Raw genomic sequence first — 17,685 nt, forward strand, 5'->3', positions numbered from 1 at the left:
TGGAACACTTATGAATTATCAATTTCTCTCATTAGATGAAGATGATCTTGTTGAATGCGCTCAATTATATGTGAATACTTTTAAAGATGAGCCTTGGAATGAAGATTGGGATCTTGAGGATGCTTTTAATCGGTTACATAACTTTTTGACTCCACCATACTCTATTGGTTTAAAAGTAGTGAATGAAAGTGAGATTCAAGGTTTTCTGATTGGTGAAATTGAACAATGGCGTGGGTCTCAAAGTTTCTATTTGAGAGAAATATGTATTTCAAAAAAAATGCAAGGACTAGGGCTGGGGAAAAAGCTGATGCATACTCTTAATAATGAGCTAATAGCAAAAAATGTTTCAAGAGTTTACCTAGTTACGCAGAGGGATACGACTCCTGAAAGTTTTTATAGGGCATTGGGTTTTAAAACAAATGATAAGCTTATTGTAATGGGTAAGTCTGTTAATATAAATAGTTAACGGGTGTTTAAACTATACTCCTGTTGCTTACTTTTACTAGCCAGAGGTGTTATTTGAAACCCACTTTTGATGATTTGAACTATTTTTTAGAAGTAGCCAATACCAAAAATCTCTCTCGTGCAGCTGAGCGACAAGGGATTACTCAGCCCAGTATCAGTGCCGCGATGAAACGCTTAGAGCTAAGCTTTGGTACGGCTTTATTAATTAGAAGTCGCAATGGTGTACAACTTACTAAAGCAGGGGTTGAGCTTCAGACTCTAAGTAAAAAATTCATGTCTGACTGGGATCAACTTAAATCAAGTGTTATCCGAGCGAGTACTGAAATGGGTGGTAGTTTTACAATTGGCTGTCATCCCTCTGTGGCACTTTATACACTGCCTACTATTGTGCCTAAACTAAAAGCTAAATACCCTTTGTTGACCCTTAACTTTGTTCATGATTTATCCCGAAAAATTACTGAGCAAGTGATTAGCCATGAAATAGATTTTGGATTAGTGATCAACCCGGTTCGTCATCCTGATTTAGTCATTCAAAGATTATTTTTTGATGAGGTGACTATTTGGGGTAATAGAGACATAATATCTATTCAAAATGTACTTGATAAAAATTTCACTTTATATTGTGATCCGAATCTTAAGCAAACGAAGGAGCTACTTAAAAAAATACCTCATCTGTTCAAAATAGAGTTTTCAAATAGCCTTGAAGTGATCGCTGCACTGGTTGCAAACGGGGCGGGATTGGGTATTTTGCCTAAACGTGTTGCTAAAGTAAGCCATAAACCGTTGCGTAAACTCGACGACGTAAATGCAACGGTTATAGATGAGTTATGTTTGGTTTATCGTGCCGATGCTCAAAGTAATGCAATTAGTCAGAAGTTAAGGCATGAGATTAGAATGATATTATCTGAACACTAGTCCGAGAGCTTATTTTTGGGTGTCAAGTTGTTTACAACTCACTGCGCTTGCTAGGGCATGCACATTATCAAATGCTGATAACGAATCAAATACTTCACCAAATGTTTTACTGCCTTTAGTGCTTATTGTAACAATTGTGCCGTAGTATTGAGCGTCAAAATTAAAAGCGAATGTAGCGCCTTTGTTACTAACAGATACAGGTGTTAGCTCGCCTGTTTCTGAGTCAGTAGGATAAATATTAGAAACGGTAATTTTTTTTATAAGCTTTTGATAAATTTTTGTATAACTATTTCTACGATTAAGCGCTAGACCAATACCACAGTTACCGCCTCTAAGTTGGGGGTAATGAACAAAAAACTCAACTTGTTTTGCTGAGCGGTCTAAGGTAACAAAGTCACCACTTTGTTTTATCCAGTCACCAGAATTGATATAGACGTTATTATCTGAATTGGCATGAATATTAGTTGAGGCTAAAGTTGTTAACCCTAAAGCTACTGAAAAAAACAGTTTATTTATTATCTTTAGTTTCATTGATGTGCTCTTTTTTTGGTTTAGTTTGATCCTAATCGGTATTGGGAAGAAAAGAAAATAGGTGTGAACGATATATACCATAGGGGGAATCTATGGGTAAGTATTTAATTTAAAGAGTGCTAAAATTTGAGTGATATTGGTATATTTCGTTGAGCAGGTTTGGTGTTTGCTTAAACAGTATTTTTTTGCACTGAAGTGGAAAGAAAGTCATGGAAATTATTAATTATATTAAATCCTACGATGATTTATACAGTTTATTTAAAGAAGTAAAGTTAGGAAGTCGGAATAAAGATGAGATAAAGAAAGCATTCGAATCGAGTAAATATATTTCAGCAATATATAAAAAAGGAAAAATAATTGGTGTAGGTAGAGCCTTTGGCGATGAGATTGACTGTGCTGTAATATGTGACCTGGCAGTATCACTAAATCATCAATCCAAAGGTGTAGGCTCTAAAATACTTCAAAGTTTAGTTAAGCAAGTAAATCATCATTTGCGTATTATTCTTTATGCAGAACCAGGAAAGTCTGACTTTTATGAAAAAAATAACTTTCACACAATGAAAACAGCGATGATGACATCAAGTAAATTACCACTAGAGTTAGGTAGGCAAATTGGCTTTATCGAGTAGATGTCTATCAAGTTAATGGTGCATTGTGATTATACGGTTGTAACCATTAAGGCTCACTGTATAATATGCATACAAGGTGTTGTCTACAATTTATAGTTTATCCATATATTTTTCTATTTCCCTAGGATTAAGGCCAACTGTCACCTGATCACCAATGAGTATCGTTGGAACACCTTGCGTACCTAAACGTTTATAATAGTCATAAGCAACAGAGTCTTTTTCAATATCTACTTCGCAATATTTGTAGTTTTTTCGATCAAGGTATTCTCCTGCACTTTTACAAACAGGGCACCAGCTTGTTGAAAACATAATGATGTCGCAGGTAGGGTTTACCTCTCTCGCTGTAAATGGAGCACTACCAGGCTTTAGGGCAAAAAATGCCGCTACTAGAACAATGAAAACCAACAAAAACTTACCCATTAGAACGACCAATTTTAGATATAAGCTGAGTGTGTATAAAACTTATTATAGCTTGGAATAAATAGTGCCGACTATTCACAGATTTTATAAAGGCTTATTTGTCTCAAACTAAACAAGGTCAATGATTAATAGGGTAAGTTCAGACTACCCATTGCAGGGTAGATTTATTTAAAGCCTAAAAAATGCTTTTGCTGTTTCGGTGGTTTCTTTAGCCATTTGCTCAAAGGGTTTATTGACGTGTTTAGCGATGGTTTTTACTACTTCTGGTAAATAACAAGGCTCATTGCGTCGATTAGCTGGTTTTTTTTCTAAACTCCTGGGTAGCAAATAAGGTGCATCCGTTTCAACCATAAGACGGTTGTCGGGGATATCTTTTAATAATGGATGTAAATGATAGCCCCGTCGTTCATCACATACCCAGCCAGTAATACCAATATGGCAGTCTAAATCTAAGTAGCCGTATAAAGATGATTTTTCTCCAGTAAAACAATGAATTACTATATCTACTAAGTGATCACGAAAGTCTTTTAAAATATCTCGCTGACGTTCGAAGGCGTCTCGTTCATGACAAAAAACCGGTAGTTTAAGTTCTACGGCCAGCTCAAGTTGCTGGATAAAGACTTGCTCTTGTATAGGGCGAGGTGAAAAGTTTCGGTTAAAATCTAATCCCATTTCCCCTAGTGCTTTTATCTGGGGCTCTTTAGCTAATCCTTTCAGGGTATTGATTTGGCTGGTATGAAAATCCTTTGCGTAATGTGGATGAACCCCTGCTGTACTGAAGCAATATTCTGGCCATTGCTGACATAGGCTAAGGGCTGCTTCAGACTCGGCTAAGTCAGTGCCGGTGAGTACTAAAGTGGTAACACCCACGTTGATAGCGCGTTCGATGACTGCCTCACGATCACTGTCAAAACGGCTGTTGGTTAAGTTAACACCAATATCAATTAAATTAAGCTGCTCACTCATAAGAACGTTTATTTACTCAGTGTAAATAGTGAGTAGCTTACAGATTTTGTAAGGCTTGTGCAGCCTTTAAACTGTTGCAATAGGCATCACGCATAGCATAGTCAGTGATGTTATGCTCTGATAGTTGGTTCCAATTGATTTTTTGCCAGGCACCTTGTTCATAAAGCATGGTGTTGATCAAAATGGTACCCATTAATCCATTAAAGTTGATAATGGCTTCTTTGTAGCTGTCTGGAACGGGCATAGAGTCGATCAGCGCATCTAACGGCTGGTCCATAAAGGCATCCAGGGTGGAGAGCAAGCCGACAAGAAATGAACCTCCTGGGTCGGTTCCAGTGGTGTTTTTAGCTAATAGCTGGCACATCATGGCACGAACCAGAGCGGTAATGGTTAACTCGTTAGGTTTGTCCGTGAGTTTGCTCAGCATTAAGATGGTTACTAAATTACGTACTTGGGTGAGGCCAAGAATGGTGATCGCTTGGCGAATGGACTCCACATTTTTTCCTCGATGATAAAAAGAGGAGTTCACCAATTTCAATAGCTTATAGGCAATGCTGGGATCTTTATCAATAATGCCAGCCAGGTCATCAAAGTCGATTTCAGGGTTTTGCAACTTTGTGACTAACTCCATGACCACCAGTTTATTGGACTCCATCTTTTTGCCGCTGAGTACTTCAGGCTTACACAAAAAATACCCTTGAAATAGCTCAAATCCGAGTTGTTTGCAGTACTCGAACATTTGGTAGTTTTCAACTTTTTCTGCAAGTAGTTTAACTTTATGTTGCTTGAGGGTATTAAAGAGGCTGGCAATTTCTTCCTTGTTGTGTTGAAGCACATCAATTTTAATGATATCAACAAATGGAATGGCTTTGATGGTTTGACTGTCTAACTCAAAATCATCAAGGGCGATAGTAAAGCCCTCATCTCTAAGTTTTTTCAGGCAGACCAGTAGCTCTTTATCTAATTTAACATCTTCCAGCACTTCTAAAACAAAGCGATCAGGGTTTATCAGCGTTTTTTGTAATAGTAAATTTCGAGTACAGTTGATGTAGGCTGGATTGTCTCCAACCAGTTCATCAAGATCAAAGGCGCTGAATACATTGTCCAACAACTCAGAGGTAACCCGGTCTCCATCAGCTGCCTGAAGCGCATCGGGGGTATCAGAGCGAAATAATAGCTCATACCCTTGCAATTTTTTACTCTGGTCGACGATGGGCTGTCTGGCCAGTAATGCGGCAATTTCTGTCATGATAGGCTGATACTTAATAGCTGCACACCTGCTTTTCAGTGTAGAACAGTTAGATTGAATCGTTTACTTACTGTTGAAAAAATTATAAGAAGTGCCTTACAACTATGTTGAGCCTGTATGTTAAGTCTGTATGTTAAGCCTGCGGCTTTCTTACTGGTTAATGACCAATAAGTACTTTTCCGTCGCAGTAGGTTTATTAATGCGATGACTGACCATTTTAGCATTAAACTGAGCCTGACAACGTTCACTAAGACGCCAGAAAGGGCTGCGGCCAGGATCAGCAATGATGATTTGTTGAACATCAGCATGCAATGCTCGCCGAATTAAATTATATAAGGTCTCATCCATTGACTCCCAAAAGCAAATATCAGAGCCAACTAAGGTATGTTGGCCTTTTAATTGCCTGGTAGTGATTTTTTCAAACCGATTACGTTTAAATTCAACTTGCACTTGGTTTAAATTGGCATGCAGAGCTAAATAAGCAGCAACATGTTTATCAGCATCCACTGCGGTAACACTGGCATGATATTGTTTAGCTAAGAATACACTGGTAATGCCCCAACCACAGCCTAATTCCATGACCTTGGTTCGTTTAGGCAGAGGGTGCTTTTTTAAGTAATTCATTAATACGAAGCCAGATTGCCAGATTCTATGGCCATAGATTGCAGGCTGATACCCTTGGGCTTTTAAATCTTTAATATATTGATGGCTGCCTTTTAATATTTTAACGCCGCAGCTGGTTATTATGTGTTTTGAAGATTTTCTTGTTAATTTTGACATAATGTAAACTGAATTACTCTCCATTTATGCTCTTCGTGAGTGATTTATGTTAGTTATTTTAATACTTTGGCAAATAAATAAAAGAGTAATAGACCTGTTATTCTTCATTGCTAATAAATATGCGTAGTGGACATATTTTGATTAGTTTATATTGGTATATTGAAGAAAATTATTAGCCATGTTAATAGAGTAGTATCTATCGAAGTAAGCCAGTAAGGATATACTCAATGTTTGAGACGTTAAGCCTTGAAATAGGGCTATTATTATTTGCAATTGCCTGCTTGGCCGGCTGTATAGATGTGATTGCCGGTGGTGGTGGGTTATTGGTGTTGCCTACGTTATTATCTGTTGGTTTAAGTCCCGCTCAAGCATTGGCGACTAATAAATTACAAGCCAGCTTTGGTACAAGTACAGCTGTTATACATTTTACCAGGAAAAGACAAGTCGATATTAAGTCGTTACTGTTTGCGATTGGCTGTACTTTTATTGGTGCTGCCGTGGGAACGGTAGTGGTGCAATTAATAGATAACGCCATTCTTACCCAGTTAATACCTATTTTACTAATAGGGATTGCCATTTATATGTTGGTAAATCCTAATATCAATACTCATCAGCAACAACAAAAAATAACAGGAAAAACCTTTGCTATGTTGATCGGAGTTGGTATTGGTTTTTATGATGGTTTTTTTGGCCCAGGAACAGGCACTTTTTTTACCATTGCTTATATGACCTTAATGGGATTTAGCCTGACTCAAGCCACTATTCACAGCAAAGTACTGAATTGGGCAAGTAATATTGCATCGTTAGTGTTTTTTATTTTAGGCGGGCAGGTAGTGTGGGCAGTGGGATTGGTCATGGCGGCTGGTCAGGTGGTGGGTGCTTATTGTGGTTCTCATTTAGTGCTAAAACAAGGCAGTAAAATTATCAGGCCATTACTCGTCATTATTTGTGTAGTGATGAGTGTGAAGCTATTAATGGATTAGAGTGATTAGCTATTCACTTTGGAGTTAACATGAAAGAATCGTGAGGGTCATAAGGTCATCTAAAATAATGTAATTTAATAATGATGATAACAAAGCCTAGAAGTATTAGTGATGGGTATAGGTGTGGAAGAGTATAGGTATGGTAGTAGGAGGTAAGGTGTGAACGATGTAATCCGTTATTTTCTTTTAGTCATCACTGGGCTAGTCTCTCTCAACGCAATGGGGCAGCAATTTTCTCACCAAGGACCACCTGCTCGTATTGTCGAGCTCTATACATCAGAAGGCTGTAGTAGTTGTCCGCCAGCTGATCGCAGTCTGTCAAAACTTACAGCTGCACCAGGGCTATGGCAAGACGTTATTCCTCTGGCATTTCATGTGGATTATTGGAATTGGCTGGGTTGGAAAGATCGCTTCAGTAAAGCCGAATTTTCAGCTCGGCAGCGGGCATTAAGTGCTAATGGTAATGTTCGCTCGGTCTATACCCCTGGATGGGTGGTGGATGGTGCTGAATGGCGAGGCTGGTTTAAAGGACAGGGACTACCAAGACAAAAATCTCAGCCAGCACCTGAGCTGACTATAGATTTAACTAATAATCAAGCTACCGTAACATTTGCTAAAACCGGCAACTGGCAAGCTAACTTTGCGCTGTTAGGGTTTAATTTACAAACGGCAATAAAATCCGGAGAAAATCGTGGTAAAAATCTGGCCCACGATTTTGTGGTATTAGACTTTCAACAGCAAGTGCGTGAACAATCCGTATGGCAATTTACTATACCGGTAGAACTGCTTAACAATCAAAAATTAGCCGTCGTTAGCTGGATAACCCGGCCTGAACGATTTCGACCTGTTCAGACCGTAGCAGGATGGTTAGAAAAATAAACAACTTATTTTATTATACCCAAACCATAAAAACCATACGAGAAGGGTATTACTCGTTTTTCATTACATTCAATAGAGACTGCTGCAATATTTTAGCACTCGCTTTTAATTCATTAATGGGAGCACCTTCATTAACCCCATGGTAATTGACCGGAGGCCCCATTGTTCCACCTGCAAACATGGGCCCCACGGCAAGTAAGTTAGGATGCCCTTTGGCATCAGTACCTCCGCCAATAGCTAGTCGAGGACATTCTTCACCTTTCACTGATTTATAAGCGGCATCGATATATTTAAATAAAGGGCCATCAACTCGGCGTATGTCTGGAGCGGTGGAGCGTTGAGTGAAAGATTTTATTTGGCTTCGATGTTGTTGGTTAAATGTATCGGTCAGCTCAGAAAATATCGCTTTAAAGCGACTATTGCCTGGTAAAAAGCCTTCAGTAACTCCATCCCACTGAGAGGTTTGATGGCCTGTTGCATAACGAATGTCCACCCTTAGCCGTATTTGCTTATCATTAGCTTTTACTCGAGTGACTGCGTAAGTGGTACCATTATCCTTGTTGAAAACATCATCATAAGCTTGTAATAACTGTGGGTGTTTTTCGCCAAAAACATAAGTGCCCCACATCCACTCAATAAACTGGGTCATTTGGCTGAAATCATTCTGAGCGAGATAACCTTGATTAACCTTGCCTGCTAAATAGTTTGCAAGTGAGACCAGTGGGTTTGCACCTTCAGCTCGGTTTGCATGGGGCACTGAGCCATGCTGAGCACCTGCAACTTTGGTCGTTAGAATTAATTGATCACCTTCTAACATGACTTTTAATGTAGCAGGACGATAATTAGCATCATCAAATGTAAACTGTTTATAGTCAGTCATGACTTGTTTTGCATAGGCTTTTAGTTGATGCCTAGGGCCTTTTATAATCGCAGTCGCAGTGTCTGGAATCTGGTTTGAAGGACCCGCAGGGGTAAATAAGTCTGCTATCCACAACTGGTTGTATGACTGTTGAGGCTGTCTTGGCAAAGTGAAAATGGGCCGTTCAATCCCTTTTTCAGCTCTGACACACCAAGCAGAATCAAATACGACACCTACAGTAGGAGGTTGCTGCCTAGGGTCTTTCATATAATGTGGCATACTCATCCCTGTTTCTTCAGAAGTATCAAATAGAATTTCCAGTTGCCAGTCATCAAGTAAAGGGTTGCCATCAAGTTCTTTAGCAAGGGATTGTAACGTTAGTAGGCTGACCACCGCGGGCCCTTTATCATCAATGGCGCCTCTCCCTACTAGAAAATCGGTCAGTTGACCACGGTATTGGTGTTGTTCGATTCTTGCTTCAAAAGGGTTCCAGTCGCTATTACCGGGTGGGACAGTATCTAAATGGGCGATAATAGATGCTTTTTTAGTTCCTCTGCCTATTCGATAGCCAAATAACCAGTAATCACGTCCTCTTATGTGCTTTTTCCATTCAAAGGGTGAAAATTTATCTACTCTCTGTTGAGAGTTGAAATCATTCATTATGCCATTAATATGGTCGCGTAAATTAGCCATATTCTGTCGCATAACGGTTTCATTTGTGCGATCAGGCGTACGATAAGTGGCATATTTGATAAAAGCTTGAGTCGTGGGTAACAGCTGTTTATCAATTAGTTGATCAAGAGAAGTTGTATCGGATGGTGATGATTTTTGGAATAGTTGGCAGCCGCTAACGGACAACAGTCCAGCTAATAAACCAATAGCAGCTAATGATGAATAAAAAGATCGTTTTCCAGCAGGATTACTTGGGAATGATCGTTTTTGGTATGACTGGTTCATTGAGCCTCCATGCACTTTGTTATTATTTTTTAATACAAAATAACAATTCAGGCTCAGAGAGTAAACCAACAAAGTAGCTAAAAGCAGTTGTTTAATAAGCAGATTAAGAAAATAAAGACTAGTCAGTTTTTGATTACAGCTTCAAAAGCTGACTAGTAAGAAACAATAGTATACCTTTCATACAAGGTTCTTGATCCATTAATCAGCTACTAATAAACACTGATGCTTGCCTAACGATTGCCACACACTGGCTTTCCCAGGCTCTTCCCCTTTTGTCCACCATTTGGCTTTGTAACGGGTACCCTGATGGTGAATAGTGCTACCTGCTGGGTAAGCTTTATTGGCTTGCCAGCTTAATATCACTTTACTCAGTAGTTTCCATGCTTCTGTTTTGCCTGGTTCATTGCCAGAATTCCACCAGTTGGATTGCCAAACCAAAAAGTGATGGCTGACTTTAGCGCCTGACTGATAGGTTTTATTAGGCTGCCAGGCAGGGTGGTTTTTGGCATTAGGGTCTTTATTACAATCATTGCCTGGGTCACCACTGGTTACTTGCAAAGACCAAAGGCGTTGCACATGAGTTTGACCATCACTAACACTTAATCCAAATTTAAAAACGGTGTCTTGTTGTACAGCAGGTGTTGTAAAGCTGATTTTATCACGCTGAGTATTATTAACTTTAATCCCATTAGGTATTTTCCATTCGAAGCTCAGCTGATCACCATCCGGGTCAGTTGATTGGCTGGCATCCAGGGTAACTGCTGTATTGGCTTTTGCTTGGGTAGGGCCCGAAATTTTAATTTGAGGTGCTCGGTTACCTGGGGTGGTTGCGTCACAAAAGGCTTTGCCATCAAACTGAAATACTTCAGCGCTATGCAGGGTTTCTTTGACTTTAGTGGGATTTCCCTTATTGTCAGTGGCAATCACTTCACTAGTCACTGTCCCTGCATAAGGCTGGTTAAACTGGTAATAACTGCCGTCTTGTAAAGGGTTACAGACGGCGGCATTCATGGCATTTAAAATTAAGCCATTATCTGTTTGAGCCTCCCAGGCGAAAATACCCCCTAAGCCGTATTTTTTAATTAATTCACCTTTGGCAATTACCGAGCGAGGGGAGTCAAAGGCCTCTACATGAGCATAATGATAATTGTCGTTATTCAGGTTGGTATGAGGTTGCCAAATATAGGCGGATTCTGCTTGTCGATCATAATACAAATGTTGTGTATCTTCTTGCATAAAATGATCGTAAACATCACGAAAGTCACTAACGCCAAATTCAAAAGTGCCTTTGTTACCTAGCCCCTTACCATTACTGTTGCTCCATTGTTGGGCTTTACCATGCCAGTAAAACTTGGCATGTTTGGCTTTTGTTTTCACATATTGCCAGCCACGACTATAACTAGCAGCACCAATCGTTAATTTGGCCATCGGGAATTCAGGGTATAATTGCTGAACCGTTTTTACAGAACCTTCTACACTATAATTACGCATCACTTTGGCTACAGGTACTGGTTGGCCATTATGTAAAATAATATTTCCTAACTCGTCAGTGGCATTACCTTCAACATTATAGGCACCTGCAACCGGTTTGGCATAAACACCGGTATGATGCGCAGGGTCTTTTCCCCAAGCGCCATAAAGGTCATAGGTCATTAAATTAATAAAGGTAAAGTCATTTTTAAGTGCATTTAAATCAACAGCGGCCAATTTAGCTGGAGAGGCTGAAAGTGCTGCTGTTAATTGAAAACTGTTACCAAATTCGTTAGTCAGTGCTTGACGTAGAGCTTTTACAAAAACAGTAAAATTCTCTCGATCTTCTACATAACCTGCCGTTAAATTAGGACTTAACCCTGATCCACCCGGAAATTCCCAATCTAAATCGACACCATCAAATACCCCAGGATACGCTTTGATGGTATCAATAATGGATTGGATAAATGTCTGCTGCCGTTCTGGCGTTTTTACCATATCATAGAATGGATCACTCAATGTCCAGCCACCAACGGATAACATGCCTTTTAAATGAGGAAATTGCTGCTTCATGGCTTTAATGGAATCGAGTAGGTGAGGATAAGCTAAATAATCATAAGGTGATATTTCAAAATCTTGTTGTTTTTTGGTTACGCCAATTTTAACTAAATCACCTTTTAAGTTGTCATGTTGATCGGGTGCTAAGCCTTGACCACAGCTGGCTCGCATGACTGCTTTGTTTCTTGAGTCTTTACCAAACTGAATGTCTAACCCATTATTTTCTGTGGCATTTGGCCGTTGATAATCGCAAATACCAACAAAAGAATAAAACAGGTGAGTAATATTATTAGCAGCAATATAGTCAGCGGTATAGGCTCGCTCCCAAACACCCCATTCACCCATATATAGCCCTACTATTTTGCCACTGTGGGTGACATTAAATGGCTGGTGATGTTCTTTGGTAGCAGTCCAGTTTCTGTCCTCTGATTTTACCAAGCGAATTTTTTTATATTGAATTTCATTTTTCCAGTTTAATCCGGTCCGTTCAGCCAGGTAAATGTGGTAGTCACCTGGACGAAAACCTGCGTACTCTTTAAACGGGTCTTGTTCATCCCATTTCCAATCGTAAAATAATTTGAAATGGTTACGTTTGCCTGTATATTTACTGACTTTAAAATCATAAGGCACTGTCATCGTTTGGTCAGGTATATTACCTGACTCTGCTTGAGTTATTTCTACCGAGTTGGCGGTTGTCGATGTAGAGATGAAAAAACTAACCATACCAGTAAATAATGAAGATGCAAAAAAATGGTTGTTATTTTTTGCATCAAATTGTCTTTTGCTTGTTAGGTGATCAACCATTACATTCCCTCCCTGGAAATAGTGGATATAAGTTAACTAAGACCTTTTTTTAAAGAGTTATTATTGTTGGTAAGTAACAGGTTAAGTATAGCGTAATATCACTTGATTTATAGGCCTTACATTAGTAGGCGATTGGTTTTAAAGTGGTTTGCTGCGATGAGCTGTGGCAGATAAAAGCTGCTGGGAAAAATGCCTTATTTTTAATGCGTTGCAATATATTAGTAAAAAGCTAATTAAAATTAATAGTATATAATAATAGTTATTTTTGCTGTGAGTAGTCGAGCGGATATTTCAAAATAAGACTTTTGTCTACTATTTAGTAGCAGTATGATTTTTATGATTGTGAGTCATGACGTAATGTGACAGGCAATTATTTTATACTTCTGAACTGCTTTCATTACTAAAGCTTGCGCAGAGGCCATAAACAATTAGTAGAGGTGCCCTATGATGCGGATCAAGTCTTCATGCACGGTGATTTTCAGTGGCCTTATGGCACTCCTGATGGAGGGCATGATGGTATAGAGTGGTCTTTAGTTGCTCAGCCAAACGATAATATTGGAATAAAGGCAGTTGATATTGGTGCAGGCCATTGGAAAGAATGGGTAGAAAATAGACCCTCAATAGCCTTTAGACTCTTAATAGTCTTATCCCAGACTTTTGGGTAAATGTTGGCTAAGATAATCTACAAACAGTCGTACTTTTGGAGACAGATGGCGGTTGTAAGGATAAACGGCCCACACTGCTGTTTGAGGCGGTTGGTATTGATCCAATAATACTCGCAGCTCACCTCGTTCAATTGCCGGCTTAACATAATAGTCTGGCAGTTGGGCGAGCCCCAGCCCTTTACTTACTGCGTTAAATAAAGCAGGACCACTGTTACAACGCCAACGTCCCTTGACTCGATACTCCTTTAACTTACCTTCCAGCTGGACCAGCCAGTAGTCAGTTGAGCCGATTAAGCAATTATGCTGCTGAAGCTCTGATAGGGTGTGAGGCGTACCAAACTGTTTTAAATAGCAGGGGGTTGCACAGATAAACAATCGACGGGGGCCAATTCGTTTAGCAATCAATGAGGAGTCTTTAAGAATGCCCATGCGAATCGCCAGGTCATAGCCTCCTTGAATAATATCTAGGTTTTGATTACTGAGGTTAACATCAATGGCAAGGGCTGGGTGCTCAGCTAAAAAGTCATTCAGCAGTGGAATAATAAATCGCTCGCCAAAGGTAGTGGCAACGGTCATTCTAAGCAAACCTTGTGGTGTAGTTTGCATATCTGACACAGAAAGCTCTGCTTGAAGGAAGCCACTAAGTAAGTGTTGGCACTGTTCAAAATAGACTCTGCCTACATCCGTTAAGGTGACTTTTCGGGTGGAGCGATACAATAGTTGAGCACCAAGTCTGGCCTCCAGGCGTGAGATCAGCCGACTTACATGGGAGTTAGAGACATTCAACTGCTCGGCAGCAGCTGAAAAGCTCCCTTGTTTAACCACTTCCACAAATGCTTCGATGCCATCCCAGCGACTCATTATTGCTCCTCAGAAACAGACTTTTGTTATTCGCTTTGTTCTACAGCAAGATAGCTTTAATTAAACTGCAATATACCGCTGATAGGTGGTATAAGTGAAGCCCAACTCTTGGCTTTAAAAGGGTAAGGCTTCTTGTGTGAGTTTCAACCCAGTAAAGGGGTGTTAACGTCGTTCAGAAAATGCTAAAAAAAGTTGGTACTTAGACAAAATTTGTGCAAAAAATATACGGTCATAGAGTTTGTATAAAAGCAATAAAAAAATACAAGTTTATGACAAACAACAATAAATATAAGCAATCACAATAAATTGACTGCGATCTGTCTTGCCTTTGAGGAGTTAGCAATATGACAATAAATAACTCTGCCTTTCGTACTATAGGTTTCGTGCTGGTGGATAATTTCACCATGATTTCGCAGGCATCTGCAGTTGAAGCCTTACGAATGGCCAATCATATTTCTCAACAGCCCCTTTACCAGTGGAAGGTTCTCTCAAGTGATGGAGGGCCAGTAACAGCCAGTGATGGCGTCACGGTTCATACAGATGGAAGCTTTTACACCACAGATCAAGTATTTGATTGGATTATTGTTTGTGGAGGTTTAAACGTAAAGGAGCAGTGTAATAAAACATTGATCCAATGGTTACAACGCCAAGCAAAAAAGAAAGTAAAGCTGGGTGCTATTTGTACAGGCAGTTATTTACTAGCTAAAGGAGGATTATTAGACGGCTATAGTTGTACAATACATTGGGAGCATATGGCCAGTTTTAAAGAGGAGTTTCCTAAACTTAATGTCTGTAATGGCTTATTTCGATTTGATCGAGATCGGTTAACTTGCAGCGGTGGAACTGCGCCTTTGGATATGATGTTAGACTTAATCAGTCGTGAACATGATCGCGGATTAAGTGCAGACATTTCAGAGATGTTTTTATACGACCGAATTCGTACGGAAATTGAACAACAAAAAGTGCCGTTGAAACACACGTTGGGTGTGACTCAACCTAAACTGGTTGAAACGGTAGCACTGATGGAAGCAAACCTAGAAGAAACGATTTCGCTAGATGAACTGGCCAGTTATGTTGGCTTATCTCGCCGTCAGTTGGAAAGGTTATTTTTAAAATACCTTGATTGTTCTCCCTCTAGGTATTATTTGAAGTTAAGGCTCCAACGAGCTCGTCAATTGCTTCAGCAAACCAATCTATCGATTATTGATGTGGCAGCCGCCTGTGGCTTTGTTTCAACGCCACACTTTAGCAAACGTTATCGGGATTGTTTTGGGATTCCTCCCCGAGACGAGCGACTAACTCTCCATACTAAATCCATGACATTGCAGTAGCCTGTTGGCTGCTGCATCCCTCCTGCCTATTGCTAAAACAGTCATAAGCTGATCCAACACTCCCAAAGCCTTCATTAGCTGATGAAGTATTCAGGCTAACCTTTCGTAATGACGTTTCTGTCGACTTACTTACTAACGTTTTGTTTATTTAGTGTAGTAATAATTTTGGTGTTGATAAAAAATTAATATCTATCAAGGGTATACCGAGCTGGAAAACTATTTATGGGTTAAAAAAGGCAGCTCGATTAATAGTTAATTATTGATGTGCTGGTATGTCGTTTAATAATTGTTTGTTAGAGATATTAAAAAAATTAATCGAATGTTTTAATTAATATTACTTGAATGCTATTACACTGGTGATGTTAAATTAGCTAATTAGTGTCTGACCGAAAAAGAGCAACCTCTTTATTACCAAGGCCTAGCGCAAGATACATGTTATCGAAGTTTGCCTTCTTGATTACAATAAATGCTTAAATTACCTAGTCTTTCAGTTAAAATAAGCAAAACTTCACAGGGAAAATAGCATGAGGCTAGTTAAAAACCCACAACTTCAGTTTGGTGAAACCGATATTTCAGAGATTAGGTTTGATCCAAAATCCAGAGATGATGTGCCTCAGTTGTTAAAGGGATTGCAACACATTTATGTCACACCAGAAATTAGACATAAAGTATTCACTATTTTAGAAAGCGCCATAGCGAATAGGGTTAGTCTAAATCGTGGTCGCCCTGGTATGGAGTTGTGGAAAATACTGGTGATGGGTGTTTTGCGCCTTAACTTAAATTGTGATTATGATCGTTTGCACGAGCTGGTGAATCAGCACCGAACCATTCGCGCGATGTTAGGGCATGGCGTCAACTGGGAAGACCTTACTGAATACCATTTGCAGACGCTAAAAGATAATGTATCGCTTTTGACTCCAGAGATTCTGGATAAGATTAATACGGTAGTTGTGGAAGCTGGACATACTTTGTTAAAAAAAAACGAAGAAGAAAGCCTTCAAGCTCGTTGTGACTCATTTGTGGTTGAAACGTCTGTGCATTACCCTACCGATATCAATTTATTATGGGATGCCATGAGAACAGTGATTGAGCAGATGGCTAATGTATGCAGGGATTATCGCTTAAGTGATTGGCGACAACATAGGCATAATCTTATAGAGCTTAAACAACTCTTTAAAAGTGCACGGAAAAGTAATCAGTCAAAAGCTAAAAGTGCTGAAGCACAAAAACAAAAAGCACATACACACTACCTGAACAAAACACAATGGTTTATTGATAAAGTCCAATTCACCTTAGAGAAGCTCAAATTACTTGCTGCCCCGGTTTGGACATTACGACATATTGCCAACAATCTTTCTCATGCCCAACGGCAAGTGTCGCAGATTCACAGGCGAGTACTGAAGGGCGAACAGATCCCAAATGATGAAAAGATATATTCAATATTTCAACCCCATACCGAGTGGGTAAGCAAAGGAAAAGCAGGTGTACCAGTGGAATTAGGCGTTAAAGTATGTGTAATGGAGTGTCAGCATGGTTTTATCCTTCACCATAGAGTGATGGAAAATGAGCAAGATGTTGATGTTGCCGTCGTGATGGTTAGAGCAACCCAAGCCAAATTTCCTATGCTTCACCAGTGTAGTTTTGATAAAGGGTTTCATTCACCCGATAATCAGTTGCTGTTGGCCAGCGAGTTAGAAAAAGTGGTGCTGCCGAAAAAAGGGCGTTTATCAATAAAAGAAAAAAAACGCGAAAGTGATGAAAAGTTTAAAAAAGCAAGAAAACAGCATTCAGCTGTTGAGTCAGCGATTAATGCACTCGAAGTGCATGGTCTTGATCGATGCCCAGATCACGGCATTAATGGTTTTAGGCGTTATGTTTCATTAGCGGTATTAGCGCGGAATGTTCAAAAATTGGGAGCCTTACTTTATCAGCAAGAAAAAGAGGAACGATTTCACCAAGCAAAAAGGTCACGAAAAAAAGCAGCTTAGCTGCAGCACCTTCGATCCATTATATAAAACAACACATTCAATCTAGGCTGGAGAGGTCCGGCTGACTGCTAAACAGTAAATTTAGGAGTAACTGTACAGAAAGCATTCATATTTTCACCTTCAAGCAAAAAGATGACATAAATGGTCATTGTTAATTTATAAAAACAGAGAAAATTTCAGCCAAAAGAGAAAATAACTGCTTTTTCTGTCAGGCACTAATTATTGATTGAGAATGGGCTAGCATTAGTACTTTATTTGTATCTATTAGTGAAAGTCCAGTTTATGTTGCGATAAACCCTTATTTAGGTTTCGTAAAACCTGTAAAACGTAGTTTTAAACTGTCCGGATAATTTTTTATTATTGGTATGTTGGCGG

At 39.4% G+C, this 17,685-nt stretch carries 16 protein-coding genes; 8 read left to right on the top strand and 8 right to left on the bottom strand.

Translation table 11 applies throughout. The features are described 5' to 3' along the window. Positions 1-10 precede the first annotated feature (10 nt). On the top strand, positions 11-466 hold the full coding sequence (locus tag OQE68_RS23440) for a GNAT family N-acetyltransferase (RefSeq protein WP_180569786.1): 456 nt from the start codon (positions 11-13) through the stop codon (positions 464-466). 53 nt (positions 467-519) lie between these two features. Then, positions 520-1,380: a LysR family transcriptional regulator gene (locus tag OQE68_RS23445; RefSeq protein WP_180569787.1), complete on the top strand. Its 861-nt coding sequence runs from the start codon at positions 520-522 to the stop codon at positions 1,378-1,380. Between the two features lie 9 nt (positions 1,381-1,389). Here OQE68_RS23445 and OQE68_RS23450 read toward each other — a convergent pair whose 3' ends face one another. Beyond that, complete coding sequence (locus tag OQE68_RS23450; RefSeq protein ID WP_180569788.1) at positions 1,390-1,911, bottom strand: hypothetical protein; 522 nt, start codon at positions 1,909-1,911, stop codon at positions 1,390-1,392. Between the two features lie 209 nt (positions 1,912-2,120). Between OQE68_RS23450 and OQE68_RS23455 the strand changes: the two genes are divergently transcribed. After that, on the top strand, positions 2,121-2,540 hold the full coding sequence (locus OQE68_RS23455) for a GNAT family N-acetyltransferase (RefSeq protein WP_180569789.1): 420 nt from the start codon (positions 2,121-2,123) through the stop codon (positions 2,538-2,540). Between the two features lie 90 nt (positions 2,541-2,630). Here OQE68_RS23455 and OQE68_RS23460 read toward each other — a convergent pair whose 3' ends face one another. The 4 genes from OQE68_RS23460 to OQE68_RS23475 form a co-directional block, all read right to left on the bottom strand. After that, entirely contained in the window at positions 2,631-2,960 is a 330-nt protein-coding gene (locus tag OQE68_RS23460) for a glutaredoxin domain-containing protein (RefSeq protein WP_180569790.1), read from the bottom strand. 168 nt (positions 2,961-3,128) lie between these two features. Then, positions 3,129-3,926 (bottom strand): TatD family hydrolase, encoded by a 798-nt coding sequence (locus OQE68_RS23465; RefSeq protein ID WP_180569791.1) that lies wholly within the window; start codon positions 3,924-3,926, stop codon positions 3,129-3,131. Positions 3,927-3,963: 37 nt separating this feature from the next. Further along, positions 3,964-5,175, bottom strand: a complete 1,212-nt coding sequence (locus tag OQE68_RS23470; RefSeq protein WP_180569792.1) for an EAL and HDOD domain-containing protein — start codon at positions 5,173-5,175, stop codon at positions 3,964-3,966. Between the two features lie 150 nt (positions 5,176-5,325). Next, a complete protein-coding gene (locus tag OQE68_RS23475) occupies positions 5,326-5,955 on the bottom strand; it encodes a class I SAM-dependent methyltransferase (protein WP_180569793.1) in 630 nt (209 codons plus the stop codon). A gap of 227 nt (positions 5,956-6,182) precedes the next feature. Here OQE68_RS23475 and OQE68_RS23480 point away from each other — a divergent pair, with 227 nt between their 5' ends. Continuing rightward, entirely contained in the window at positions 6,183-6,938 is a 756-nt protein-coding gene (locus OQE68_RS23480) for a TSUP family transporter (protein ID WP_180569794.1), read from the top strand. A 159-nt stretch (positions 6,939-7,097) separates the two neighbouring features. Continuing rightward, entirely contained in the window at positions 7,098-7,817 is a 720-nt protein-coding gene (locus OQE68_RS23485) for a DUF1223 domain-containing protein (RefSeq protein ID WP_180569795.1), read from the top strand. A gap of 49 nt (positions 7,818-7,866) precedes the next feature. Here the strand turns inward: OQE68_RS23485 and OQE68_RS23490 are convergent, their stop codons facing one another. Both OQE68_RS23490 and OQE68_RS23495 read right to left on the bottom strand, forming a co-directional pair. After that, positions 7,867-9,633: a M20/M25/M40 family metallo-hydrolase gene (locus tag OQE68_RS23490; protein ID WP_180569796.1), complete on the bottom strand. Its 1,767-nt coding sequence runs from the start codon at positions 9,631-9,633 to the stop codon at positions 7,867-7,869. 198 nt (positions 9,634-9,831) lie between these two features. Continuing rightward, positions 9,832-12,465: a glycosyl hydrolase family 18 protein gene (locus OQE68_RS23495; RefSeq protein ID WP_180569797.1), complete on the bottom strand. Its 2,634-nt coding sequence runs from the start codon at positions 12,463-12,465 to the stop codon at positions 9,832-9,834. A 464-nt stretch (positions 12,466-12,929) separates the two neighbouring features. On the opposite strand from OQE68_RS23495, the gene OQE68_RS23500 reads away from it, so the two are divergent. Then, positions 12,930-13,130 (top strand): hypothetical protein, encoded by a 201-nt coding sequence (locus OQE68_RS23500; protein ID WP_180569798.1) that lies wholly within the window; start codon positions 12,930-12,932, stop codon positions 13,128-13,130. On the opposite strand, the gene OQE68_RS23505 is transcribed toward OQE68_RS23500, so the two are convergent. Continuing rightward, positions 13,110-13,991 carry a LysR family transcriptional regulator gene (locus OQE68_RS23505; protein WP_180569799.1) on the bottom strand — a complete coding sequence of 294 codons (882 nt, stop codon included), beginning with the start codon at positions 13,989-13,991 and terminating at the stop codon, positions 13,110-13,112. The genes OQE68_RS23500 and OQE68_RS23505 overlap by 21 nt on opposite strands. Positions 13,992-14,335: 344 nt before the next feature. Between OQE68_RS23505 and gbdR the strand changes: the two genes are divergently transcribed. Continuing rightward, positions 14,336-15,322, top strand: coding sequence for a choline metabolism transcriptional regulator GbdR (gbdR, locus tag OQE68_RS23510; RefSeq protein WP_180569800.1), 987 nt, complete (start codon positions 14,336-14,338; stop codon positions 15,320-15,322). Positions 15,323-15,846: 524 nt separating this feature from the next. Next, the gene (locus OQE68_RS23515; protein ID WP_266195447.1) at positions 15,847-17,310 is read left to right on the top strand and encodes an ISNCY family transposase; all 1,464 of its coding nucleotides are present in this window, start codon (positions 15,847-15,849) and stop codon (positions 17,308-17,310) included. The last annotated feature ends 375 nt before the right edge of the window (positions 17,311-17,685 follow it).

The sequence above is a fragment of the Spartinivicinus marinus genome, assembly GCF_026309355.1.
GTDB lineage: Bacteria > Pseudomonadota > Gammaproteobacteria > Pseudomonadales > Zooshikellaceae > Spartinivicinus > Spartinivicinus marinus.